The sequence below is a fragment of the Streptomyces sp. NPDC093260 genome (genome assembly GCF_040683715.1).
GTDB classification, from domain to species: Bacteria; Actinomycetota; Actinomycetes; order Streptomycetales; family Streptomycetaceae; genus Streptomyces; species Streptomyces sennicomposti.
The window spans coordinates 204,785-228,610 of the sequence record NZ_JBFBEK010000001.1 but is presented as its reverse complement, the minus strand read 5'-3'; the positions used below and the strand labels follow the sequence as shown (position 1 = coordinate 228,610).

The following is a 23,826-nucleotide window of genomic DNA, read 5'->3' as shown; positions in this document are numbered from 1 at the left end:
CCATGTCCAGCACCATCGAACCCGCCGAGCCGCTGTCGGTCGAGCACCTGTCGGAGACCACCCTGCTGCGGTTCGCCACCGCCGGGTCCGTCGACGACGGCAAGTCCACCCTGGTGGGCCGGCTGCTGCACGACTCCAAGTCGGTCCTCGCCGACCAGCTGGAGGCCGTCGAGCGCGCCTCCGCGAGCCGCGGGCAGGACGCCCCCGACCTCGCGCTGCTCACCGACGGCCTGCGCGCCGAGCGCGAGCAGGGCATCACCATCGACGTGGCCTACCGCTACTTCGCCACGCCGCGCCGCCGGTTCATCCTGGCCGACACGCCGGGCCATGTGCAGTACACCCGCAACATGGTCACCGGCGCCTCCACCGCCGAGCTGACGGTGATCCTGGTCGACGCCCGCAACGGCGTGGTCGAGCAGACCCGCCGGCACGCCGCGATCGCCGCGCTGCTGCGGGTGCCGCACGTGGTCCTCGCCGTGAACAAGATGGACCTCGTCGACTACCGCGAGGCCGTCTTCGCTCAGATCGCCGAGGAGTTCACGGCGTACGCGACCGAGCTGGGCGTGCCCGAGGTCACCGCCATCCCGATCTCCGCGCTGGCCGGCGACAACGTCGTGGAGCCGTCCGCGGTCATGGACTGGTACGGCGGCCCGACCGTGCTGGAGCACCTGGAGACGGTGCCGGTCAGCCACGACCTGAGTCACTGCCACGCCCGTCTGCCCGTGCAGTACGTGATCCGCCCGCAGAGCGCCGAGCACCCCGACTACCGGGGCTACGCCGGCCAGATCGCCGCCGGTTCGTTCCGGGTCGGCGACGAGGTCGCCGTCCTGCCCTCCGGACGCACCTCGAAGATCTCCGGCATCGACCTGCTCGGCGAGCCGGTGCAGGTGGCCTGGACGACGCAGTCGGTGACGGTGCTGCTGGCCGACGACATCGACGTCTCGCGCGGCGACCTGATCGTGCCCAGCAAGGACGCGCCGGCGACCACGCAGGACGTGGAGGCGACCGTCTGCCACGTCGCCGACGCGCCGCTGACCGTCGGCCACCGGGTGCTCCTCAAACACGGCACCCGCACCGTCAAGGCGATCGTCAAGGACATCCCGTCCCGGCTCACCCTCGACGACCTGTCCCTGCACCCGCACCCGGGGCAGCTCGTCGCCAACGACATCGGCCGGGTGAAGATCCGCACCGCCGAGCCGCTGCCGGTCGACGCCTACGCCGACTCGCGCCGCACCGGCTCGTTCATCCTGATCGACCCCGCCGACGGCACCACGCTGACCGCCGGCATGGTCGGCGAGTCGTTCGCCGCGCCGGAGCCGGTCAAGGACGCCGACGACGAGGACGGCTGGGACTTCTGAGCATGAACTCCTCGGATTTCTACTCGACGTTCGCCAAGGAGGGCGGCCGCGTCGGCAGCGGCGCCGTCGGCAGCGGACAGGGCGGAGTGGCCCGATGTGTGCGCTGACGTACGCGCACTGCCTGCGCGCCCTCACCCCCCACCGCCGAAGCAGACGAAGACCTGCCGACCTCCCGGCCACGACCTGAGAGACCGTGACCGCCGGGCCTCCGAGAGGACAGCCTCCCGTGCCTGTCAACACCTCCGCCATACTCCGCCGCGGTCTCGCGGCGGCCGTCGCCCTGCCCCTCCTCGCGCTGACCGCCTGCAGCTACGGCTCGGAGAAGAAGGACGACGACGCCGGTCAGAAGGTCGCCGCCGGGGCGAAGAAGATCGACGGACTCGACTCCGTCAAGATCGGTTACTTCGGCAACATCACGCACGCCTCCGCCCTGGTGGGCCGGCAGAAGGGCTTCTTCCAGAAGTCGCTCGGGGCGACCGAGGCCAAGTACCAGATCTTCAACGCCGGCCCCTCCGAGATCGAGGCGCTGAACTCGGGCTCCATCGACATCGGCTGGATCGGCCCCTCCCCCGCGATCAACGGCTACACCAGGTCGGACGGCAAGAGCCTCAGGATCATCGGCGGTTCGGCCTCCGGCGGCGTCAAGCTGGTGGTGAACCCGGACAAGATCAAGTCCCTGAAGGACATCAAGGGCAAGAAGATCGCCACCCCGCAGCTGGGCAACACCCAGGACGTGGCGTTCCTCAACTGGATCGCCGAGCAGGGCTGGAAGGTCGACCCGCAGAGCGGCAAGGGCGACGTGTCGGTGGTCCGCAGCGACAACAAGGTCACCCCGGACGCCTACAAGTCCGGTTCCGTCGACGGCGCCTGGGTGCCGGAGCCGACCGCGTCCAAGCTGGTCTCCGAGGGCGCCAAGGTGCTCCTGGACGAGTCCACGCTGTGGCCGGACAAGAAGTTCGTGATCACGAACATCATCGTGCGGCAGAGCTTCCTCAAGGACCACCCGGAGGCCGTCGAGGCGGTGCTGAAGGCGTCCGTCGAGACCAACAAGTGGATCAACGCCAACCCGGACGAGGCGAAGGCGGCGGCCAACAAGCAGCTGGCCGTCGACTCCGGCAAGGCGCTGCCGGCCAAGATCCTGGACCCGGCGTGGAAGTCCATCCAGATCATCGACGACCCGCTGGCCGCCACCCTCGACACCGAGGCGAAGCACGCGGTCAAGGCCGGTCTGCTCAAGCAGCCCAAGCTGGACGGCATCTACGACCTCACCGTCCTGAACAAGGTCCTCAAGGCCGAGGGCGAGCCCACCGTCAGCGACGCCGGCCTCGGCGTCAAGTAGCCGTAGCCGAAGAGTTCCCAGGAGGTGACGACCATGGCCACGACCTTCGCCAAGGCCGCCGAGTCCGTAGAGCACGCGGCGCGCCTTGAGAACGTCTCGAAGTCCTTCGCGGCTCCGGGCGGGCAGCAGCTGGTCCTGGACGACATCAGCCTCGATGTCGCCCCGGGCGAGTTCGTCACGCTCCTGGGGGCCTCGGGCTGCGGCAAGTCCACGCTGCTGAACCTGGTGGCGGGCCTGGACCGGCCCACCGCCGGCTCCATCACCACGGACGGCCGCCCCGCCCTGATGTTCCAGGAGCACGCCCTGTTCCCGTGGCTGACCGCGGGAAAGAACATCGAACTCGCCCTGAGACTGCGGGGCGTCGCCAAGCCGGAGCGCCGCGGCCGGGCCGAGGAACTTCTCGAACTGGTCCGGCTGCAGGGCGCGTACGGCAAGCGGGTGCACGAGCTGTCGGGCGGTATGCGCCAGCGGGTGGCGATGGCCCGGGCGCTCGCCCAGGAGAGCAACCTGCTGCTGATGGACGAGCCGTTCGCGGCCCTGGACGCCATCACCCGGGACGTGCTGCACGACGAGCTGACCCGGATCTGGCAGGAGACCGGCGTCTCCGTCCTGTTCGTCACGCACAACGTGCGCGAGGCGGTGCGGCTCGCGCAGCGCGTGGTGCTGCTGTCCTCCCGTCCGGGCCGGGTCGCCCGGCAGTGGACCGTGGACATCCCGCAGCCGCGCCGGATCGAGGACGCGCCCGTCGCGGAGCTGTCCCTGGAGATCACCGAAGTCCTGCGTGGGGAGATCCGCCGCCATGGCCAGCACTGACACGAAGACGGCGCAGGGCGCCGGACTGGCCGGCGTCGAGGCCGGGCTCGACGCGCTGGACACCGTCGAGAGCGCGCGCACGACGTTCCGGCAGACGTTCGTCAACAAGATCTTCCCGCCCGTCGTGGCGGTGGTGGTGGTCCTGCTGGCCTGGCAGGCGCTGATCACCTTCAAGGTGGTCGACGACCCGACCAAGCTGCCCTCGCCGTCCGACGTGGGCGCCGAGTTCAAGGACGCCTGGCTCCAGGGCACCCTGCTCGACTACATCTGGACGTCCGTCTCGCGCGGTCTGCTGGGCTTCCTGTTCGCGCTGGCCATCGGCACCCCGCTGGGACTGCTGGTGGCCCGGGTGAAGTTCGTGCGCGCCGCCATCGGCCCGGTCCTGTCGGGTCTCCAGTCGCTGCCGTCGGTGGCGTGGGTTCCGCCGGCCGTGATCTGGCTGGGCCTGGACAACTCGATGATGTACGCGGTGATCCTGCTCGGCGCGGTGCCGTCCATCGCCAACGGCCTGGTCTCCGGCATCGACCAGGTGCCGCCGCTGTATCTGCGGGCGGGCCGCACGATGGGCGCGACCGGGCTGAAGGGCGCCTGGCACATCGTCCTGCCGGCCGCGCTGCCGGGCTATCTGGCCGGGCTCAAGCAGGGCTGGGCGTTCTCCTGGCGCTCGCTGATGGCGGCGGAGATCATCGCCTCCTCGCCCGATCTCGGCATCGGCCTGGGCGCCCTGCTGGAGAACGGCCGCAACGCCAGCTCCATGTCCATGGTGTTCGAGGCCATCATCCTGATCCTGTTCGTCGGCATCGCCATCGACCTGCTGATCTTCAGTCCGCTGGAGCGGTGGGTGCTGCGCAGCCGCGGCCTGTTCGTGAAGAGCTGAACTGCCATGATCACTCAGCCGGTTCTCCTGGTCATCGCCCACGGCAGCCGCGACCCGCGGCACGCCGCGACCGTGCATGCCCTGGTCCGGCGGGTGCGGGCGGCCCGCCCGGACCTGCGCGTGGAGACCGGCTTCCTGGACTTCAACGTGCCCTCCGTGCCGGGCGTGCTGGAGTCCCTGGCGGCCGACGGCGTACGAGACGTGGTGGCGCTGCCGCTGCTGCTGACCCGCGCCTTCCACGCCAAGGCCGACATCCCGGCGGTGCTGCGGGCGGCGCCGGCCCGGCTGCGGATCCGGCAGGCCGACGTGCTGGGGCCGTCCCCGCTGCTGACTGCGGCCCTGGAGCGCCGGCTGTGGGAGGCGGGGCTGTCCTCCGCAGACAAGTCCTCGACCGGGGTCGTGCTGGCCTCGGCGGGGTCCAGTGACCCGGAGGCGATCGCAGTGATCGCAGACGTCGCGCGGGAGTGGCGGCACACCGGTTGGTGCGCCGTGCGACCTGCGTTCGCCTCCGCATCCCTTCCGCGCACCGAGGACGCGGTGCGCGAACTGCGCGCGCTGGGCTGCGCGAAGGTCGCGGTCGCGCCGTACGTGCTGGCCCCCGGCTTCCTGCCGGACCGCATCGCGCGGGGCGCGGCCGACGCGGACGCCCTGGCCGACGTCCTCGGCCCGGCGCCGGAGGTGGCGCGGGTGCTGCTGCAGCGGTACGACGCGGCGCGGCGGCCGCTGATGGCTGCGGTCGGCGCGTGAGCCGCCCCGTCTGAGGTGCTCGTACGTCCGTGGGCCGGCGCTCCCCCGTGGCGCCGGCCCACGGGCGCGTCGGCCCGCGCCCGGTGGGCTGGGCCGGTCCTCGGTTCACTTCGTTCAGCGCCGGGCGGCGCTCAGGTGTCACTGCCTCACGGAGCGTGACGGACGAGGCGCGCGCCGGGTCAGTCGAAGCACAGGGAGCCCGTGCGGGTGCGCTTCAGCTCGAAGAGGTCCGGGTGTCCGGCCAGGACCCGGAAGGCGTCGAAGAGCCGGGCGGCCTCCGCGCCGCGCGGAATGGCGCGCAGCACCGGGCCGAACCACACGGCGCCGTCGACGTGGAGCGTGGGCGTTCCGACGTAGCCGCCCGACTCCGGTTCGGCGCCGGCCTCGTGGCCGCGGCGTACGGCGTCGTCCTGGGCGGGATCGTGGGCGGCGGCGGCGAGTTCGGCGGGCAGGCCGAGTTCGGCCAGGGACCCGGCGACGACCGCGTCGAGGTCCTTCTCGCCCCCCTCGTGGATCCGGGTGCCGAAGGCGGTGTACAGGTCCCGCAACACCCCTTCGCCGAGCAGTTCGGCGGCGGCCGTGGCGACGCGCACCGGACCGATCGACTTGTCGACCAGGTCCCGGTACCAGTCCGGCAGTTCACTGCCGATGTTGTGCAGGTACAGGCTCATGACGTGGAAGCGAAGGTCGAGTGGGCGTTCGCGCTCGACCTCCAGCAGCCAGCGGGAGGTGATCCAGGCGAAGGGGCAGGCGGGGTCGAAGAAGAAGTCGACGCGGGCCGCGGCCGCGGTCTCGGGTACGGGGTCGCTCATGCCGTGGACGCTAGTGGGGTCCCGGCGGCGGGTCCCGGCCCAATCAGCCGTTCTTTTCCTGCTCCGCCTGGTCCGCGAGCCGGACCAGTTCGGCCACCGGGAGGGACCCGGCCGGCCGGTGTTCGCGGGCATAGGCGTTGGCCAGGCGCTGGAGCAGTTCGTTCAGCGGGGTGGGGACGCCGTGCAGCCGTCCCAGGAGGACGATCTCGCCGTTGAGGTGGTCGGCCTCGATGGTGCCGGTCCCGCGGGTGAGGGACTGCCAGGAGGAGCCGCCGCCACGCCCCGCCCCGTCCAGGGGCACCAGGGTGACCTTGTCGCCGCGCTTCTCGCGCAGCTCGGCGGCGCTCGCGTACGGGATGCGGGCGGCGGTGAGCACGCGTTCGCCCTCGGCGCGCACCCTCTCGTACAGGTTCCGCGCCGCCTCGCCGGTGAGGGGGCCGGTCAGGGCCTCGACGGCGTTGGCGAGGTTGCCGAGGAGCTTCGCGTACTGCCAGCGGGTCACGTCCGGCACGACGGGCGCCTCGAAGTGCGCGGCCTCCAGGTCGGCGGCGATGTCACGCAGGACCCCGTCGGTGCCGTGCGGGTAGCGGCCGAGGTGCAGCATGCCGGTGAGCGGGGCGCCGGCGGCCGAGACGACGCCGGGTTCGACGTGGGCGGAGGGCAGCCACACGCAGACGCCGTACACGTGCCGGAAGCGGCGCAGCGCGATCCGCTGGCCCTCCACGCCGTTCTGCGCGCACAGCAGCGGCAGCCGCTCGGCGGCGGTGCGGCCGCCCTCGACCGGGGCCGGGCCCCAGGCCGCGAGCGCCGCCTCGGCGTCCTGCGTCTTGACCGCCAGGACCAGGACGTCGTCGGCGCGCAGCACGCCGAGTTCGTCCGGCCCGGACACGGCGGGCAGCCGGTGCGTCAGCTCCCCCTCGGGCACCTTGAGGCGCAGTCCGCCGCCGCGCAGCGCGGCGAGGTGGGCACCGCGCGCGACCAGCACCACCTCGCGTCCGCTCTGGGCCAGCCGGCCTCCGACGGCCCCGCCGACCGCTCCTGCTCCGATGATGACGTAGCGCATGCGGGAAGCCTCCCACGGCGCCGGTCCGGGTGCGGTCCCGGCCCGGCAGGGGTGCCCCGGGGAGCGGCTCAGGGGCGCGCCGGCGGGTGGCTCGGGCGATGCCGGCGGACGGCTCGGCCGTGCGCGAGCCGGACGGCTCAGGGCTGTGCGGGGGCCGTCATCTCCACGAGTCTGAGGACGGTGTTCCAGTTGCGGCTGGTGGCGGTCAGGTCTTTGGTCAGGCGGGGCCGGGAGAGCTGCTCGGCGAGTTTGGAGCGGCCGAGGCCGTCGGGGGCGTACAGGTAGAGGACGCGGTCGCCGAGGCGGAACTCCTCGGGCAGGAAGGCCGGTTGGTCGATCCCGGCGAAACGGGCCGCGTCGACGGGGACGGAGAAGTAGGTGACGTGCAGCTGCTTGGGCTGGAGGTCGGCGGCCGGGAACGGGCAGGCCTCGGCGACCGCCCGGAGATAGTCGTGGCCGCGCACGATCACCCCGGCCGGGAAGCCGAACCGCCGCTCGATCGCGGCCGTCAGTTCCGCCGCCAGCGCCTCCTCGTCGCCGTGCTCGCTGGTGAAGACGGCCTGGCCGCTCTGGAGGTAGGTGCGCACAGCGCCAAGCCCCGACTCCTCCAGCAGGGCGCGCAGTTCGGCCATCGGAACCTTCTTGTTGCCGCCCACGTTGATCCCGCGCAGCAGCGCCGCGTACGTCGTCATCCGCCCAGCGTAGAGCGGCCTGGGCCGGTCACCCTGATCACCGCCCCCGAGAAGCGGGGGTAGGTGTAAGGGGCCGCTGTCCTCCCCAGTGCGGAGGGGCGGGCGTACGAACGGAGGAGGGGCGCCGGCCTCGGTTCACCGGGCAGCACGACGAGCGGTCCGCGCGCGGACCGTAGCGTCGTTGCGGAAGGCGGCGGCAGGGGGCCGGCGCCGCGCAGGGGCCTGGTGACCGGGCCTGGAGGGGGCAAGCCCGTCATGGGGAACCGAGGATCAGGGGTGCGGGGCGTCGCCGCGCGGGCCGGCGGCTGGAGCGCCCGGCACCGGTGGGCGGCGGTCGGTGTCTGGGTGCTGTTCGTCGTGCTGGCGATGGGACTCGGCTCGGCCGCGGGCCGGGTCGACGTCAAGGAGAGCGACCAGCTCAGCGGCGAGACGCACACCGCCGCGAAGATCATCGAGGACGCGGGGATCAGGGAACCGGCGAGCGAGACCGTCCTCGTGCAGAGCCGGGACGGCTCCGTGCGGGCCGGTGACGCCGCCTTCCGGGCCGCCGTCGCCGACGTGGTGAAGGCCGTCGGCGCCACCGGCCGGGTCACGGACGTGAAGTCGCCGTACGACACGAAGACCGTGTCGAAGGACGGCCGCAGCGCGCTGGTGCAGTTCGACGTGCGCGGGGACGCGGAGACCGCCGGCGATCGGATCGAGCCGGTGCTGAAGGCCGTCGAGGGCGTCCAGAAGGAGCACACGTCGCTGCGGATCGAGGAGATCGGCGGCGCGAGCATGCAGAAGCAGTACGCCGACGCCTTCGGGGACGACTTCCAGCAGGCCGAGTACTCCGCCGTGCCGGTGGCACTCGGGATCCTGCTGATCGCATTCGGCGCGCTGGTGGCCGCGCTGCTGCCGGTGGCGCTGGCCATCACGGCGATCATGGCGACGATGGGTCTGATGGGCATCGTCAGCCATCTCCAGCCGATGAGCGACACGGCCAACTCCGTGATGCTGCTGGTCGGCATGGCCGTCGGCGTCGACTACTGCCTGTTCTACCTGCGCCGCGAGCGCGAGGAGCGGGCCGCCGGGCGGGACGCGGCCACCGCTCTGCGCATCGCCGCCGCGACCAGCGGCCGGGCGATCGTCGTCTCCGGCGTCACCGTGTGCGTGGCGATGGCGGGCATGCTCTTCACCGGGATCGCCGAGTTCGAGGCGATGGGCCTGGCCTCGCTGATCGTGGTGGCGGTCGCCATGGTGGGGTCGGTGACCGTGCTGCCGGCGCTGCTGTCGCTGCTGGGCGAGCGGGTCGAGAAGGGGCGGCTGCCCTTCCTCAGGCGTCGGCGCACCACCGCGGGCGACCAGGGCAGCCGGTTCTGGACCGCGGTGCTGCGGCGGGTGCTGGCCCGGCCGGTGGTCGGCGTGGTCGTGGCGGTCGGGGCGCTGCTGGCGGTCGCCGCTCCGGCGCTCGGCATGAAGACCTCGCAGCTCACGCTGGACCAGGAGTTCGGCGACTCGCTGCCCATCGTGCAGACCTACAACCGCGTCAACGACGCCTTCCCCGGCGGCTCCGAACCGGCCCAGGTGATCGTCAGCGCCAAGGACATCAAGGCTCCCGAGGTGCGCTCGGCGCTGGCCGCGTTCCAGGAGCGGGCCGTCTCCTCGGGCGCGTCGCAGGGTCCGGTGGACGTCAAGCTGTACGAGGACAGGAACATCGCCTTCGTCTCCGTCCCGCTGGTCGGCGGCTCCGACTTCGACCGGGCCGGCGAGAGCCTGAAGAAGCTGCGCGACGAGGTGCGGCCCGCCACGCTCGGCAAGGTCGACGGTGTCCAGGCGCCCGTCACCGGCCAGGTCGCCGGCTCGGTCGACTTCAACGACCAGCTCCTCGGCTCGGTCCTCCCGGTCTTCGCGTTCGTGGTGGTCTTCGCCTTCCTGCTGATGCTGCTGTCCTTCCGCTCGCTGACGGTCGCGATCACCTCGATCCTGCTCAACCTGCTGTCGGTGGGCGCGGCCTACGGCATCCTCGTCGCCGTGTTCCAGCACGGCTGGGGCGCCTCGCTGGTGGGCGCGGAGGGCGTCGGCGCGATCGTCACCTGGCTGCCGCTGTTCCTCTTCGTGATCCTGTTCGGGCTGTCGATGGACTACCACGTGTTCGTGGTGTCCCGCATCCGCGAGGCACGGATGCGCGGCCGCAGCACCAAGGACGCCATCCAGCACGGGGTGGTCACCACGGCGGGCGTCGTCACCAGCGCCGCGGTCATCATGGTCGCCGTGTTCGCGATCTTCGGGACGCTGTCCATGCAGTCGATGAAGCAGATGGGCGTCGGCCTCGCGGCGGCGGTGCTCATCGACGCCACGGTCATCCGCGGGGTACTGCTGCCGGCGGTGATGTCGCTGCTGGGCGAGCGCAACTGGTACCTGCCCAAGTGGCTGCACCGGCTGCCCGACCTCACGCACGACGAGTCTTCGGAGCCGGCGGCCGCACCGCCCGTGCGGCCCGCGCCGCGGGAGGGTGAGCGGCTGGGGGTGTGAGCCTCCGTACTCCGGATCCGGAGCACGGACCGGGGTACTGATCCCGGACGCGGAAAGGCGGGACCCGCCGGCTGCGTACGAGCCGGCGGGTCCCGCCCTTTTGCACGGTGCCGTGCTGTGCTGTGCACGATGCCGTCGCGCACCGCCGGTCGAACGGTGCCGCGCCGCGCCGCCGGTTCAGCGACGGTGCGTGGGCAGTTCGGCCTCGATCAGGTCGGCCGCCCGCCGGGTGCCGCCCTCCTCGGCCATGCCGGCCTGGATCTCCTTGAGCCGGCGGGCCACCTCCGGGTCGTCGACCAGGGCGAGGGCGGCCGCTCGCAGCGCCTCGGCGGTCGCCTCCTCCGTGGGCAGGTGCCGGGCGACGCCGAGGCCCTGGAGCACGTCGGCGTTGCCGAACTGGTCGACGGCCTGCGGTACGGCGATCATCGGCGTACCGGTGGCCAGCCCCTCCTGACTGCCGCCGGCCCCGGCGTGGGTGACGAACAGGTCGGCCTGGCGCAGGATCGACAACTGCGGTACCCATGTGCGCACTTCGACGCTGTCCGGCACCTCGCCCAGTTCGGCCGGGTCCACCTGCTTGCCGATCTGGAGCACCGTGTGCCAGCCGGGCAGCTCGCCGAAGGCCTTGACGCACTCCCGGTAGAAGGCGGGCTGCCGGGTGAAGGCCGAGCCGAGTGAGACGAGCACCACCTTCTCCGCGTCGGCGGGCCGCTCCCAGGCGCCCTGCGCGAGGCGGTCGCCCTGGCAGGCGCCGACGAAGGAGTACACGCGCTCGTCCACCCGGTCGGCGTTCGGCTGGAGGACCTTGGGGATCAGGACCAGCGAGCGGTCGGGACGGCCGGCGAAGTCGTCGGGGTGCAGGGTGACCCCGTTCTCGCGCAGCCAGGACTCGAAGCGGGCGTAGTAGGCGCGGCCCCGTTCGGTCTTCTTGGGCTCGGCCCACATCGGTTCGGCGACCTCCTCCTCGTACCCCTCCCAGGCGACCAGGTTGGGCGAGAGGGAGACGGCGGGCACACCCCAGCGGTGGGCGAGGACGCGGGCCGGGTAGGAGGTGATGTCATGCAGGACGAGGTCCGGTTCGTCGCCGTCGTAGAGGTCGATCAGCTGGGGCAGGGCCTGGATCGCGTCGTTCAGGAACGGCTCGACGTTGTCCAGGAGCGTCGTCCCCCAGGCGGACGGGTCGTCGTCGGGCGTGGGCAGCGTGGAGTGCCAGGGCTTGACCTCCGCGCCGGTCTCGGCGACCTTCTCCGCGAACAGCGGGGGGATCGCGTAGGTCACCCGGTGGCCCCGGGCGACGAGTTCGCGGATCACCTCCAGGCTGGGGTTCACGTGGCCGTGGGCGGCGATGGAGAACATGGCGATATGAGCGCGACTGGTCATGCCCGAGACTCTAGGCGAGACGAGACGTCTCGTACAATGCATTAACCGCGCACGCCTCCCACCAGTGCGGATGCGACACTGACCGTCCGGCGGCACAGGACGACAGCCACCGCCGGACGACGACGGACAGGGAGGCGGACGATGGACGAGGCACGGGCGCGGGGCGTGCTGGCGGCGGCGAACGTGGTGGCCGGGGCGGCGGACGGGGCGCGACTGCTCGCGCTCGGCGAGAACGCGGTCTTCGCCGCCGGGGATCTCGTCGTCAAGGTGGGCCGGGACGCCGAACTGCTGGACCGCGCGCGGCGTGAGCTGCGGATCGCGCGGTGGCTGGCCGACGCCGGGATCCCGGCGGTGCGCGCCGCGGAGGACGAGGCGCTGCTCGTCGAGGGGCACCCGGTGACCGTGTGGCACCGGCTGCCCGACCCGGTGCGCCCCGCCGAACCCCGCGACCTCGCCGAGCTGCTGCGCGCCGTGCACGCGCTGCCCGCCCCCGGCTTCGCGCTGCCGCCGCGCGAACTGCTCGGCGGGGTGGAGCGCTGGCTGCGGCTCGCGGGCGACGCGATCGATCCGGCGGACGCGGCGTATCTGCGCGAGCGGCGCGACGGGTTCGCGGCGGCGGCCGCCGCCCTCGTCCCGCACCTGCCGCCCGGACCGATCCACGGCGACGCGCTGCCGCGCAACGTGCACATCGGACCGGACGGCCCGGTCCTGGTGGACCTGGAGACCTTCTCCGCCGATCTGCGCGAGCACGACCTGGTGGTGATGACCCTGTCCCGGGACCGCTACGGACTGCCCGCCGAGACGTACGACGCCTTCACCGCGGCGTACGGCTGGGACGTGCGGGAGTGGGCGGGCTGCTCGGTGCTGCGCGGCGCCCGGGAGACGGCGAGCTGCGCCTGGGTCGCCCAGCACGCACCGGCGAACCCCAAGGCCCTGACCGAGTTCGAACGCCGGGTGGCGTCCCTGCGCGAGGGCGACGAATCGGTCCGCTGGTACCCGTTCTGACCGCGAACGCCGACGACGCCGTACCCACTCGTCCGCCCCGCGGACGGACGTCGCCGGGGGCGGCTCGGCCCCACGCCGCCGCCGGCGTCGCCCCGGCAGACGCACCGCCCGCGGCCCGGCTCGCCCCCGTCGGGCCGCCCCGGCGTGCCGTACCGGGGACGCGGCCCCTGAACGGCGTGGGAGGCGCCCCCGTCACCAGACCCCGCTCCCTGATCCGGCCTGGTCCACACGAAAGACCCTAGACCCGCGCCTCCGTCAGTTCCCGCAGGGGCCACGCCCCGTCGACCACCGCCGTCGGGTCGCCCTTGCCGCGCAGGAAGGTCTGGAGGTCCGCCGCCCAGCTGGCGTGCCACTGGATCTGGGAGCGGTGCAGTTCCGCCGGGCCGAGGGCGGCCACCTTGGCGTGCCGGACGGCTATCGCGCGGGCCAGGCGGGCCGCGGCGAGGGCGTCGGCCGATGCGTCGTGGGCGGCGCCGAGCACGACGCCGTACTCCGTGCACACCGCCTCCAGGGTGCGCTTGCCGCGCCGGTAACGATCGGCCCAGCGGTCGATGGTGTACGGGTCCACGACCGGACCCGGCTCCGCGCCGCCGAGGCGGTCGGCGAGCGACGGCAGCCCGTACCGCAGCAGTTCGGCGGAGAGCAGGGTCAGGTCGAAGGCGGCGTTGTACGCCACGACCGGCACCCCCGCCCGCCAGTAGCCGGTCAGAGCCTCGGCGACGGCGTCGGCGACCCGGTCGGCGGGCTGCCCCTCGGCGGCGGCCCGCTCGGTGCTGATGCCGTGTACGGCGACCGCGTCCGGCGGTATGGGCACGCCCGGGTCGGCCAGCCATTCCCGGTGCCCGGCCGGCTCTCCGTCCCGGACCTCGATCACGGCTGCCGTGACGATGCGCGCCGCCCGCGGATCCGTCCCCGTCGTCTCCAGGTCGAAGCCGATCAGCAGCTCCTGGTGCCAGCCCATGGCGGCCCCCCTTCTCGTGGTGCTCTCCCCCAGTTGCTCTCACCTTCGCACGGGCCACTGACAATCAGAGGACCGCGTTCCGCTTACCGCCCCGCCCGTACCCTCACAAGCCAGGACCGACGGATGATTCAGGACACCGGGCGCGAATCGACCCACATCGTCTCGAACTCCTCACGGTAGGCGGCGAAGAGGCCGCCCTCGCCCACCTCGCCCGACTTGACCACCCGGCTGCCGTTGCGCAGGACGAACACCGGCGCCTCCATGCCCCGGCTGCGCCGCAGATAGGACTGGGTGACCGCGATGCCGTCGGAGCCGTCGCCGTCCACCAGGTAGGCGGAGACGCGCGGCGTCTCGTCGTAGACCTGGATCTCGAAGGCGCCCGGGTCGCGCAACCGGGCCCGCACCCGGCGCATGTGCAGGATGTTCATCTCCACCGAGCGGCTCAGCTCGCCGCGCTTGAGCCCGAGTTCGCGCTCGCGCCGCTTGACCGCGCTGGAGGCGGGGTTCAGGAACAGCAGCCGCACCCGGCAGCCGGACTCGGCCAGCCGCACCAGGCGGCGGCCGGAGAAGTTCTGCACGAGCAGGTTGAGGCCGATGCCGATGGCGTCCAGACGGCGGGCGCCGCCGAAGATGTCCTCGGCCGGGAACTGGCGCAGCAGCCGCACCCGGTCCGGGTGGACGGCGACCACGTCGGCGTACCGGTCGCCGATCAGGTCCTCCACCGCGTCCACCGGCAGCCGCCGGGCGGAGGGGACGTCGCCGCCGGCGCCGAGGATCTCCAGCAGGCGCGCGGAGGCGCGTTCGGCCTGGGCGAGCACCGCCTCGGACAGGGCCCGGTTGCGGGAGACGACGTTGCGCGTGACCTCCAGCTCGTCCAGGGCGAGTTCGACGTCGCGGCGGTCGTCCAGGTAGGGCTCGAAGCAGGGCCAGTGCTGCACCATCAGCTCGCGCAGCTGGGGCAGGGTGAGGAAGCTGATGACGTTGTCGTCGGCCGGGTCGAGCAGATAGCCCTTGCGGCGGCTGACCTCGCGCACCGCGACCGCGCGCTGGGCCCACTCCTGGCCGGCCGGGCCTGCGGCGGCGACCACCCAGTCCTCGCCGTGGACGGGTTCGTACACGGGCCGCAGCACGGCGGCGACGACGGCGCGCAGCCGCTGTTCGACCAGGTTCAGCCAGATGTAGGCCCGGCCGGCCCGCTGGGCGCGGGTGCGCACCTCGCGCCAGACGTCGGCGTCCCAGTCCAGCTCGGGGCCGATGGCGCCGGCGTCCATCGGCCGGGCCAGGGACACCGCACCGGGCGGGACGTCTGCGGAGTTCCCCTCGTGACCCTCGTCACCAGGGGGCAGCTCCAGGCCTCCCGAGCCCACCCGTGCACCGCCTTCCGCTCCCCCGGAGCCTCCCCGTCCCAACGATCAAGGAAGGGTACTCCGGGAGCGGTCCGCGGTGCAGCCGGATGGGCAGCTCCTTTCTCAACTTCCCCACGCTTTCCGTCCGTTCCGGTCCGTCCGCGGGGGTGGAGTGAGGTTATTCATAGCGTTGACGGGCACCGTCCCGGGCAGGAAGGAGCGCCGCCCCGGGCGACGCACCCGCAGAAGTCATAGGTGGCGCCCTCACTTTCGGGGACACTCGGGGTCAGGGCGCCACCCCGGCGCCGCACACCTGAAAGAGTCGTGTCCATGCAGGTCTGGCCTGGAGAGGCGTATCCACTCGGCGCCACGTACGACGGCGCCGGCACCAACTTCGCGGTCTTCACGGAGGCCGCGGACCGAGTAGAGCTGTGTCTGCTGCACGACGACGGCTCGGAGACGGCGGTGGAACTGCGGGAGAGCGACGCGTTCGTCCGGCACGCGTACGTCCCGGGAGTCATGCCGGGACAGCGGTACGGGTTCCGGGTGCACGGCCCGTACGCCCCGGAGCGCGGACTGCGCTGCAACTCCGCGAAGCTGCTGCTCGACCCGTACGCGCGTGCGATCAGCGGGGCGATCGACTGGGGAGAGGAGGTGTACGGCTACCACTTCGACGACCCGGAGCGGCGCAACGACCTGGACTCGGCGCCGCACACCATGACGTCGGTCGTGGTGAACCCGTACTTCGACTGGGGCGACGACCGGCGCCCGCGCCGCGGCTACCACGAGACGGTGATCTACGAGGCGCACGTCAAGGGCCTCACCATGCGCCACCCGGGGCTGCCCGAGGAACTGCGCGGCACCTACGCCGCCCTGGCGCATCCGGCGATCATCGAGCACCTGACCGAACTGGGCGTGACGGCGCTGGAGCTGATGCCCGTACACCAGTTCGTGAACGACCACCGGCTGGTCGACATGGGCCTGTCGAACTACTGGGGCTACAACACCATCGGCTTCTTCGCCCCGCACAACGCGTACGCCTCCTGGGGCGACCGCGGCCAGCAGGTACTGGAGTTCAAGTCGGCGGTGCGGGCGCTGCACGAGGCCGGGATCGAGGTCATCCTCGACGTGGTCTACAACCACACCGCCGAGGGCAACCACCTGGGCCCGACGCTGTCCTTCAAGGGCATCGACAACCCGCAGTACTACCGGCTCACGGACGATCCGCGCTACTACATGGACACCACGGGCACCGGGAACTCGCTGCTCATGCGGTCCCCGCACGTGCTCCAGCTGATCATGGACTCGCTGCGCTACTGGGTCACCGAGATGCACGTGGACGGGTTCCGCTTCGACCTGGCGGCCACGCTCGCCCGGCAGTTCCACGAGGTGGACCGGCTGTCGTCGTTCTTCGACCTGGTGCAGCAGGACCCGGTGGTCTCCCAGGTGAAGCTGATCGCCGAGCCGTGGGACGTGGGCGAGGGCGGCTACCAGGTGGGCAACTTCCCGCCGCTGTGGACCGAGTGGAACGGCAAGTACCGCGACACGGTGCGGGACCTGTGGCGGGGCGAGCCGCGGGCGCTGGCGGAGTTCGCCTCCCGGCTGACCGGCTCCTCCGACCTCTACCAGGACGACGGCCGCCGCCCGCTGGCCTCGATCAACTTCGTCACCTGCCACGACGGCTTCACCCTGCACGACCTGGTGTCCTACAACGACAAGCACAACGAGGCCAACGGCGAGGACAACCGCGACGGCGAGAGCCACAACCGGTCCTGGAACTGCGGCGTGGAGGGCGACACCGACGACGAGGGCGTGCTGCGGCTGCGGGCGCGGCAGATGCGCAACTTCGTCGCGACGCTGATGCTCTCCCAGGGCGTGCCCATGATCAGCCACGGCGACGAGTTCGCCCGCACCCAGCGGGGCAACAACAACGCCTACTGCCAGGACAACGAGCTGTCCTGGGTGCGCTGGCCGGAGGGCGAGGGCGGGGACGAGGAGCTGCTGGAGTTCGTCCGGGCGATGGCCGCCCTGCGCCGGGACCACCCGGTCTTCCGCCGGCGCCGCTTCTTCCACGGCCGCCCCGTGGAGGGGACCCACGACGACCTGTCCGACATCGCGTGGTTCACCCCGGAGGGCAAGGAGATGGCGCAGCGGGACTGGGACTCGGCGCGCGCCTCTGCGCTGACGGTGTTCCTCAACGGCAACGCCATCTCGGAGCCGGGCCAGCGCGGTGAGCGGATCACCGACGACTCGTTCCTGCTGATGTTCAACGCCGCGCCCAAGTCGCTCGACTTCGTGGTGCCGGTGGACCACGGCCGCCAGTGGCAGGTGGTGGTGGACACCGCACGGGACCGGCCGCTGGCCGCCGACAGCGGGCGCAAGGTGCGCGCAGGCGACCGGCTAACCCTTGAGGACCGCAGCATGACCGTGCTCCAGCGGCCGGCCTGACCCACCCCAAGCTCACCCGTTCGGGTGATTGCCTGTCGTCCCCCGTCCGGGTGAGCCGCTCGGCCGCCCGGGTGGGGAGACGAGCACCTGACCGGCGGGCGGCACGAAAGGCGGCCGGGCGGGTACGTAGCTCTGCATGACACCCGAGCGCACCGTACCCGTCGTGCCCACGGCCACCTACCGGCTCCAGCTCCAGCCCGAGTTCCCGTTCGCCGCCGCCGAGGCGGCCGTGCCGTACCTGGCCTCGCTCGGCGTCTCGCATCTGCACCTCTCCCCCGTCCTGGAGGCCGTCCCCGGCTCCCTCCACGGCTACGACGTCGTCGACCACGCGCGCGTGCGCGCCGAACTCGGCGGCGAGGAGGGGCTGCGGGCGCTGTCCCGCACGGCGCGCGGGCACGGGCTCGGTCTGGTCGTGGACATCGTGCCCAACCACATGGCGGTGGCGCCCCGGCACAACCGCGCCCTGTGGGAGGTGCTGCGGGAGGGACCCGCCTCGCCGTACGCGCGCTGGTTCGACATCGACTGGGAGGCGCAGGGCGGCAAGGTGCTGCTGCCGGTGCTCGGCGGTCCGGTCGGCAAGGTGACCGGCGAGCTGCGTGTGGACGGCGACGTCCTGCGCTACTACGACCACGTCTTCCCGCTGCGCGCCGGCACGGAGAGGCTGCCGCTGCCCGAGCTGCTGGACGCGCAGTGGTACCGGCTGGCGTGGTGGCGGCTGGCCCGCACGGAGCTGAACTACCGGCGGTTCTTCAGCATCTCGGAGCTGATCGGGGTGCGGGTGGAGGACCCGGAGGTGTTCGAGGCGACCCACGCCAAGATCCTCCAGCTGCTCGGCGAGGGCGTGGTGGACGGCCTGCGCGTGGACCATCCCGACGGCCTCGCCGACCCCGACGCCTATCTGGACCGGCTGCACACGGCGACCGGCGGCCGGTGGACCGTCCTGGAGAAGATCCTCTCCGACGGCGAGCACCTGCCCGCCGCCTGGCCGGTGGCCGGCACGACCGGCTACGACGCCCTGCGCCACGTGGACGGCCTGTTCGCCGACCCGGAGGGGAGCTCCGCACTCCGCGCCGCCTACCGCCGCTTCGCCGCCCCGCAGACCGACCGCGGTGGCGACTGGGCGGCGACGGCACGACAGGCGGCGTACGAGGTGATCACGCACGAGCTGGCCGCCGAGGCGGACCGGCTGACCCGCGCCGCGCACCGGGTGTGCGCCGGCTCCCCCGATCCGGCGCTGCGCGACCGCGCGCCCTGGGCGCTGCGCACCGCGCTGCGCGAACTGCTGGTCCGCCTCCGGGTGTACCGGCCCTACGCCTCCGTGGACGCCTCCGCCGTGGTCACCGAGGAGGCCGCGGCCGAGGCCAAGCGGGCCTTCGCGGTGCCCGAGGAGGGCGAGGCGGTGGACGTGGTGCGCGATCTGGTGCTGGGCCGCGCGGGCACCGGACCGGACGCCGTCGAGTTCCGCACCCGGTTCGCCCAGACCGCCTCCGCGCTGCGCGCCAAGTCCGTCGAGGACACCGCCTACTACCGCTATGTGCCGCTGCTGTCGGCGAACGAGGTCGGCGGCGAGCCCGGACGCCCGGCGGTGGGTCCGGAGGACTTCCACGCGTACTGCGCCCGCGTGCAGCGCGACTGGCCGGCTACCGGGACCGTGGTCTCCACGCACGACACCAAGCGCAGCGCGGACGTACGGGCGGCCCTGGCGGTGCTGACCGAGTGCCCGCGGCAGTGGGCGGAGCTGCTGGCCGGGGTGTCCGGCGCGGGGGCCGAGGCGCCGGACGCGCAGCTGGCGTGGGCGGCCTGGCAGACGGTGTTCGGGCTCGGCCCGGCGGACGCGGGGCGGGTGCGGGAGGCGCTGCTCAAGCACGTCCGCGAGGCGGGCCTGTACACGAGCTGGACGGAGCAGGAGCCCTCGTACGAGGAGGCGGTCGCGCGGTTCGTCGCCGAGGGGCCGTGCGGGGCTGCGGGCGAGCCGGTGGCCGCCTTCCGCCGGCAGCTGGAGCCGCACATCCGGGCCAACGTCCTCGCCACCGCGCTGGTGCACCTGACGATGCCGGGCGTGCCCGACGTCTACCAGGGCACGGAGGCCGAGTACCGGGCCCTGGTGGACCCGGACAACCGCCGCCCCGCGCACTTCCCGCCGCCCGACCCGGGCGAGAAGGGCGCGGTGACGGCGGCGGCGCTGCGGCTGCGGGCGCGCCGCCCTGAGGTCTTCGGCGACAAGGCGACGTACGAGCCGCTGGCGGCCGAGGGGCCTGCGGCGGAGCACTGCCTGGCGTTCACGCGGTCCGGGCAGGTGCTGACGGCCGTGACCCGGCTGTCGCTGCGGCTGGCCGAGGCGGGCGGCTGGCGCGGGACGCGGCTGGCGCTGCCGCCGGGCCGGTGGGCCGACACGCTGGCGCCGGAACGTGAGTTCGAGGGGCACGCACGCGTGGCGGAGTTGTTCGAACGGCTGCCGGTGGCACTGCTGGAGCGCGTGGCGGAGCCGGCCGGGACCGAGTGACCGGCCCGGGCAGGCGGCGGGCGGCTGGGCGTTCTTGACAGCCGTCCGCGTCCGTGGGGTACTGCGATTGCGAAGCCTGGCGGACGAGTACGGGGGTGAGTCTGCTGCCGGAACCGCGCTACCCCAGCGTTCCCGAACTGGTGACGGCGGTTCGGGAACTGGCCGCGCACCGCCCGCGTCTGTGCGGCCTGGAGGAGGTCGGCGCGTCCCGCGCGGGCAGGCCGCTGCACCTGCTGTCCGTCGGGCACGCCCGGCGGGCCGTGCTGGTGGTCGCCGGCGCCCACGCCAACGAGCCCACCGGTGGCGCCACCCTGCTCTCGCTGGTGCGCCGGGTGGTGGACGACCCCCGGCTGCGGTCCGGGGTCTCCTGGCACTTCCTGCTGTGCGCCGACCCGGACGGGGCGAGCCTGCACGTGACGCCGGCCCCGCGCAGCCTGTACGACTACCACCTCGGCTTCTTCCGGCCCGCCGGTCCCGAGCAGCCGGAGTGGTCGCCCTCCGTGCTGCCGCCCGAGCTGCTGCCGCCGGAGACGCGCGCGCTGACCTCCGTCGTGGCCGCGCTGCGGCCCTACCTCCAGGTGTCGCTGCACGGCACCGAACTGGGCGGCAGCTGGGTGCAGCTGACCCGGGACGTGCCCGGCCTCGCCGAACCGTTCCGCAAGTCGGCCGCCGAGCTGCACATCCCGGTGGAGACGGGCGCCTGCGACGCGGCGGGCTGGCCCGTCTCCGGTCCCGGGGTCCGGGTGATGCCCGCGCCGGGCACGGATCCGGCGTATCCGAGCCTGCCGGACGACGCCCGGCACAGCACCTGGTACGAGGCGCACCGGCATGGCGGGATGACCGCGGTGGTGGAGGTGCCGATGTGGGCGAGCGATCTGGTCGACGACCCGGTCCCGCACCCGGACCCGGCCGGGGCGCAGCGGCGGCTGGCGGACCGGCTGCTGCGGGACGCGGGGCGGGTGGAGGCGGTGCTCGCCGAGGCGGTGCCCCGGCTGGACGGCCCCGAGGGACCACTGCTGCGGGCGGCGCGCTGGGGACTCGGTCTGGTGCCGGGCCTGGCCGCGGACTGGGTGCGCGTCCCGCCCGCCGAGACGACGATGTCGTACGTGGGCAGCGTGGACGCGTTCGGCCGCCGGCTGCCGCTGAGGGCGGCGGCGATGCTGCTGCGGGTGCTGCGGGTGGCCGGCGACCCCGCCGTGCCCGAGCTGGAACGCCTGGTGGCGGCGTGGAGCGCGGCGTTCGCGGCCCGGTTCCGGGCTCGCTGGGTGCCCCTGGACCACCAGGTCGAGCACCAGAGCCGTACGGTCCTGGCGGCAGCCCACCACGCTCGGGAGCTGATGATCTGATGAAACGATCCTCCGCTTGCCCGGAGGTCCTCTTCTCCGGCCGGTGTCCGGACGCTCCTTCGCGTCCGGACACCGGTTCGAGAGGTCACTGATCCAGGGCGAACACGTCTCCCGTACGGGCCTTCATCACGCACGCGTTGGGGAAGGTCTCCGTGTAGTCGACCGCGCGCCCCTGCCACTGGCCGCGCGCCTGGACGGTCACGGGGGCGTAGATCATCGAGCAGAACACCTCCTTGTGCGGGATGACGCGGATGTCGCCGTGCGCCGAGCGGAGCTGGTCGCAGGCCGCGGCGGCGTGCGGGTGGCCCTGGGGCGGCTCGCAGCGCAGCAGGGCGCCCCGGCTGTCGCCGGTGCGGGCGTCGTCGCCATGGCTGACCGTGACGTAGAGCCAGTCGCTCTGGTCGGCGGAGTGCCGGGGGCGCGGGTGCGAGTCCTGGGCGGCGTGGGCGGCCTGGACGGGGAGGGCCGCGAGCAGGACGGCCGCCGCCGTGGTCGCGCCGCGCCGCAGCAGGGCCGTCGTCCTGGTGAAGTGGTTCATGCCCGGGGTATCGGCACGACGGCCCGCGCTCCCCAGCCCCGGTCACTCGAACGGGAGCGCACGCGCGTGACGCCCGGTCAGTTCCCGCTTCCCGGGCGGCCGGCCGGTGTGCCCGGAATGAACGGGAAGCGACCACGGTGGGGCGGAACCGGCGACACCCGCCGCAAAAGGGCGGATGCGGAAGCGGATTGATCTCGTTTGGCGCACCATGGACGGGCTACATCACGGTGAGCAGACGAAGGGGAACCGTCCGTGCAGTTCGAGGTGTGGGCACCGCAGGCCGATCACGTCACGCTCCAGTGCGACGACGTCACACGCGCGTTGGAGCGCGATCCGGAACGCGCGGGCTGGTGGACCGGCGAGGCCGCGGCGCGCGACGGCTCGCGCTACGGGTTCGCGCTGGACGGCGGGCGGGTGCTGCCCGACCCGCGGTCGCGGCGGCAGCCGGACGGCCCGGACGGGCTGAGCGCCGTCGTCGACCACGCCCGCCACGCGTGGCGCACCGGCGAGTGGGCCGGGCGCGCACTGCCGGGCGCGGTGCTCTACGAGCTGCACGTGGGCACGTACACGCCCGAGGGCACCTTCGACGCGGCCGCCGCCCGCCTGGAGCACCTGGTCGGACTGGGCGTCACGCACGTCGAGTTGATGCCCGTGTGCCCCTTCCCCGGCACGAACGGCTGGGGTTACGACGGCGTCTCGCTGTGGGCGGTGCACGAGCCCTACGGCGGCCCGGAGGGGCTGAAGCGGTTCGTGGACCGGGCGCACGAACTGGGCCTGGGCGTGGTACTGGACGTGGTCCACAACCACCTCGGCCCCTCCGGTAATTATCTGCCGCTGTTCGGCCCGTACTTCACCGACACGCACCACACCCCGTGGGGGTCGGCCGTCAACCTGGACGCGCCCGGCTCGGACGAGGTGCGGGACTTCCTCATCGGCAGCGCGCTGGCCTGGCTGCGCGACTACCGCATCGACGGGCTGCGCCTGGACGCGGTGCACGCGCTGGTGGACACGCGCGCGTGCCACTTCCTGGAGGAGCTGTCCGCGGCCGTGGACACGCTCGCCGCGAGCCTGGGCCGGCCGCTGTTCCTGATCGCCGAGTCCGACCTCAACGACCCCCGGCTGGTCACCGCGCGCGCGGAGAGCGGCCTCGGCCTGCACGCGCAGTGGAACGACGACTTCCACCACGCCCTGCACACCGCCCTGACCGGCGAGTCCCAGGGCTACTACGCCGACTTCGCCCGCGCCCCGCTGGCGGCCCTCGCCAAGACGCTGACCGGCGGCTTCTTCCACGACGGCACCTACTCCAGCTTCCGGGGGCGGCGGCACGGGCGGCCGCTGGACCGGACCCGGGTGGCCGGGCACCGGCTGCTCGGCTACAGCCAGACCCACGACCAGGTCGGCAACCGGGCGCAGGGCGACCGGCTGTCCTCCCTGCTCTCTGACTCCCCCGGGCTGCTGGCCTGCGCGGCGGCGCTGACGCTGACGGCGCCGTTCACGCCGATGCTGTTCATGGGCGAGGAATGGGCGGCCGGCACTCCGTGGCAGTACTTCACCGACCACACCGACCCGGAGCTGGCCGAGGCGGTGCGCCGGGGCCGGCGGCGGGAGTTCGCGGCGCACGGCTGGGCCGAGGAGGACGTACCCGACCCGCAGGACCCGGCCACCCGGAACCGCTCCTGTCTGGACTGGAGCGAACCGGAGCGCGAGCCGCACGCGCGGATGCTGGACTGGTACCGCCGGCTGACCGCCCTGCGGCGCGAACAGCCCGACCTCACCGACCCCGACCTCGCGGACACGAAGGTCGCCTTCGACGAGGAGGGCCGCTGGCTGGCGTTCCGGCGCGGGGACGTCCGGGTGGCGGTCAACCTGGGCGAGGAACCGGCCGCGATCCCGCTGGGCACCCACCCGGTCCGGGTACTGGCGGCCTGGGAGCCGGTGACGGCGCCCGGCGAGGACGGCGTGCTGCACGTGCCGGGCCAGTCGTGCGTGGTGCTGGCCCAGGAGTGAGGACGCCTCACGACCTGCCGCCAGGGCCTTGACGACCGGCCGCCCGGACCCTGATCCGCCGGGCGGCCGGGCCCTGG

18 protein-coding genes are annotated in these 23,826 nt (G+C 73.1%); 11 read left to right on the top strand and 7 right to left on the bottom strand.

What is annotated here, in order from left to right:
• Nucleotides 1-2: 2 nt before the first annotated feature.
• The 5 genes from AB0N63_RS00830 to AB0N63_RS00810 all read left to right on the top strand — a co-directional run bounded on the left by AB0N63_RS00830 (nt 3) and on the right by AB0N63_RS00810 (nt 5,134).
• The gene (locus tag AB0N63_RS00830; protein WP_365522196.1) at nt 3-1,358 is read left to right on the top strand and encodes a GTP-binding protein; all 1,356 of its coding nucleotides are present in this window, start codon (nt 3-5) and stop codon (nt 1,356-1,358) included.
• 226 nt (nt 1,359-1,584) lie between these two features.
• Complete coding sequence (locus AB0N63_RS00825; RefSeq protein WP_365522193.1) at nt 1,585-2,697, top strand: aliphatic sulfonate ABC transporter substrate-binding protein; 1,113 nt, start codon at nt 1,585-1,587, stop codon at nt 2,695-2,697.
• 33 nt (nt 2,698-2,730) lie between these two features.
• Nucleotides 2,731-3,510, top strand: a complete 780-nt coding sequence (locus AB0N63_RS00820; RefSeq protein WP_365522190.1) for an ABC transporter ATP-binding protein — start codon at nt 2,731-2,733, stop codon at nt 3,508-3,510.
• Nucleotides 3,497-4,387 carry an ABC transporter permease gene (locus AB0N63_RS00815; RefSeq protein ID WP_365522188.1) on the top strand — a complete coding sequence of 297 codons (891 nt, stop codon included), beginning with the start codon at nt 3,497-3,499 and terminating at the stop codon, nt 4,385-4,387. The genes AB0N63_RS00820 and AB0N63_RS00815 overlap by 14 nt, the downstream gene beginning before the upstream one ends.
• Before the next feature lie 6 nt (nt 4,388-4,393).
• Nucleotides 4,394-5,134, top strand: a complete 741-nt coding sequence (locus tag AB0N63_RS00810) for a sirohydrochlorin chelatase (RefSeq protein ID WP_365522185.1) — start codon at nt 4,394-4,396, stop codon at nt 5,132-5,134.
• A 179-nt stretch (nt 5,135-5,313) separates the two neighbouring features.
• Here the strand turns inward: AB0N63_RS00810 and AB0N63_RS00805 are convergent, their stop codons facing one another.
• The 3 genes from AB0N63_RS00805 to AB0N63_RS00795 form a co-directional block, all read right to left on the bottom strand.
• Nucleotides 5,314-5,946, bottom strand: a complete 633-nt coding sequence (locus AB0N63_RS00805; protein ID WP_365522182.1) for a DsbA family protein — start codon at nt 5,944-5,946, stop codon at nt 5,314-5,316.
• Between the two features lie 43 nt (nt 5,947-5,989).
• Nucleotides 5,990-7,009, bottom strand: a complete 1,020-nt coding sequence (locus AB0N63_RS00800; RefSeq protein WP_365522179.1) for a 2-dehydropantoate 2-reductase — start codon at nt 7,007-7,009, stop codon at nt 5,990-5,992.
• Nucleotides 7,010-7,146: 137 nt separating this feature from the next.
• Nucleotides 7,147-7,701, bottom strand: coding sequence for a DUF1697 domain-containing protein (locus AB0N63_RS00795; RefSeq protein WP_365522177.1), 555 nt, complete (start codon nt 7,699-7,701; stop codon nt 7,147-7,149).
• A gap of 255 nt (nt 7,702-7,956) precedes the next feature.
• On the opposite strand from AB0N63_RS00795, the gene AB0N63_RS00790 reads away from it, so the two are divergent.
• Nucleotides 7,957-10,215 (top strand): MMPL family transporter, encoded by a 2,259-nt coding sequence (locus AB0N63_RS00790; protein ID WP_365522175.1) that lies wholly within the window; start codon nt 7,957-7,959, stop codon nt 10,213-10,215.
• Nucleotides 10,216-10,392: 177 nt separating this feature from the next.
• On the opposite strand, the gene mgt is transcribed toward AB0N63_RS00790, so the two are convergent.
• Complete coding sequence (mgt, locus tag AB0N63_RS00785; RefSeq protein WP_365522172.1) at nt 10,393-11,637, bottom strand: macrolide-inactivating glycosyltransferase; 1,245 nt, start codon at nt 11,635-11,637, stop codon at nt 10,393-10,395.
• 99 nt (nt 11,638-11,736) lie between these two features.
• Between mgt and AB0N63_RS00780 the strand changes: the two genes are divergently transcribed.
• Nucleotides 11,737-12,600 carry an aminoglycoside phosphotransferase family protein gene (locus AB0N63_RS00780; RefSeq protein ID WP_365522170.1) on the top strand — a complete coding sequence of 288 codons (864 nt, stop codon included), beginning with the start codon at nt 11,737-11,739 and terminating at the stop codon, nt 12,598-12,600.
• 238 nt (nt 12,601-12,838) lie between these two features.
• Here the strand turns inward: AB0N63_RS00780 and AB0N63_RS00775 are convergent, their stop codons facing one another.
• Together AB0N63_RS00775 and AB0N63_RS00770 are read right to left on the bottom strand one after the other, a co-directional pair.
• The gene (locus tag AB0N63_RS00775; RefSeq protein WP_365522167.1) at nt 12,839-13,561 is read right to left on the bottom strand and encodes a 3'-5' exonuclease; all 723 of its coding nucleotides are present in this window, start codon (nt 13,559-13,561) and stop codon (nt 12,839-12,841) included.
• 128 nt (nt 13,562-13,689) lie between these two features.
• On the bottom strand, nt 13,690-14,928 hold the full coding sequence (locus AB0N63_RS00770) for an SAV2148 family HEPN domain-containing protein (RefSeq protein ID WP_365522164.1): 1,239 nt from the start codon (nt 14,926-14,928) through the stop codon (nt 13,690-13,692).
• A 309-nt stretch (nt 14,929-15,237) separates the two neighbouring features.
• On the opposite strand from AB0N63_RS00770, the gene glgX reads away from it, so the two are divergent.
• From glgX to AB0N63_RS00755, 3 genes are all read left to right on the top strand, one after another.
• Nucleotides 15,238-17,355: a glycogen debranching protein GlgX gene (gene glgX / locus AB0N63_RS00765; protein ID WP_365522161.1), complete on the top strand. Its 2,118-nt coding sequence runs from the start codon at nt 15,238-15,240 to the stop codon at nt 17,353-17,355.
• Between the two features lie 136 nt (nt 17,356-17,491).
• Entirely contained in the window at nt 17,492-19,858 is a 2,367-nt protein-coding gene (gene treY, locus AB0N63_RS00760) for a malto-oligosyltrehalose synthase (RefSeq protein WP_365522158.1), read from the top strand.
• A gap of 95 nt (nt 19,859-19,953) precedes the next feature.
• Nucleotides 19,954-21,204 (top strand): M14 family zinc carboxypeptidase, encoded by a 1,251-nt coding sequence (locus tag AB0N63_RS00755; protein WP_365522155.1) that lies wholly within the window; start codon nt 19,954-19,956, stop codon nt 21,202-21,204.
• An 85-nt stretch (nt 21,205-21,289) separates the two neighbouring features.
• Here AB0N63_RS00755 and AB0N63_RS00750 read toward each other — a convergent pair whose 3' ends face one another.
• Complete coding sequence (locus AB0N63_RS00750; protein WP_365522152.1) at nt 21,290-21,742, bottom strand: SSI family serine proteinase inhibitor; 453 nt, start codon at nt 21,740-21,742, stop codon at nt 21,290-21,292.
• 252 nt (nt 21,743-21,994) lie between these two features.
• Here AB0N63_RS00750 and treZ point away from each other — a divergent pair, with 252 nt between their 5' ends.
• Complete coding sequence (treZ, locus tag AB0N63_RS00745; protein ID WP_365522150.1) at nt 21,995-23,749, top strand: malto-oligosyltrehalose trehalohydrolase; 1,755 nt, start codon at nt 21,995-21,997, stop codon at nt 23,747-23,749.
• The last annotated feature ends 77 nt before the right edge of the window (nt 23,750-23,826 follow it).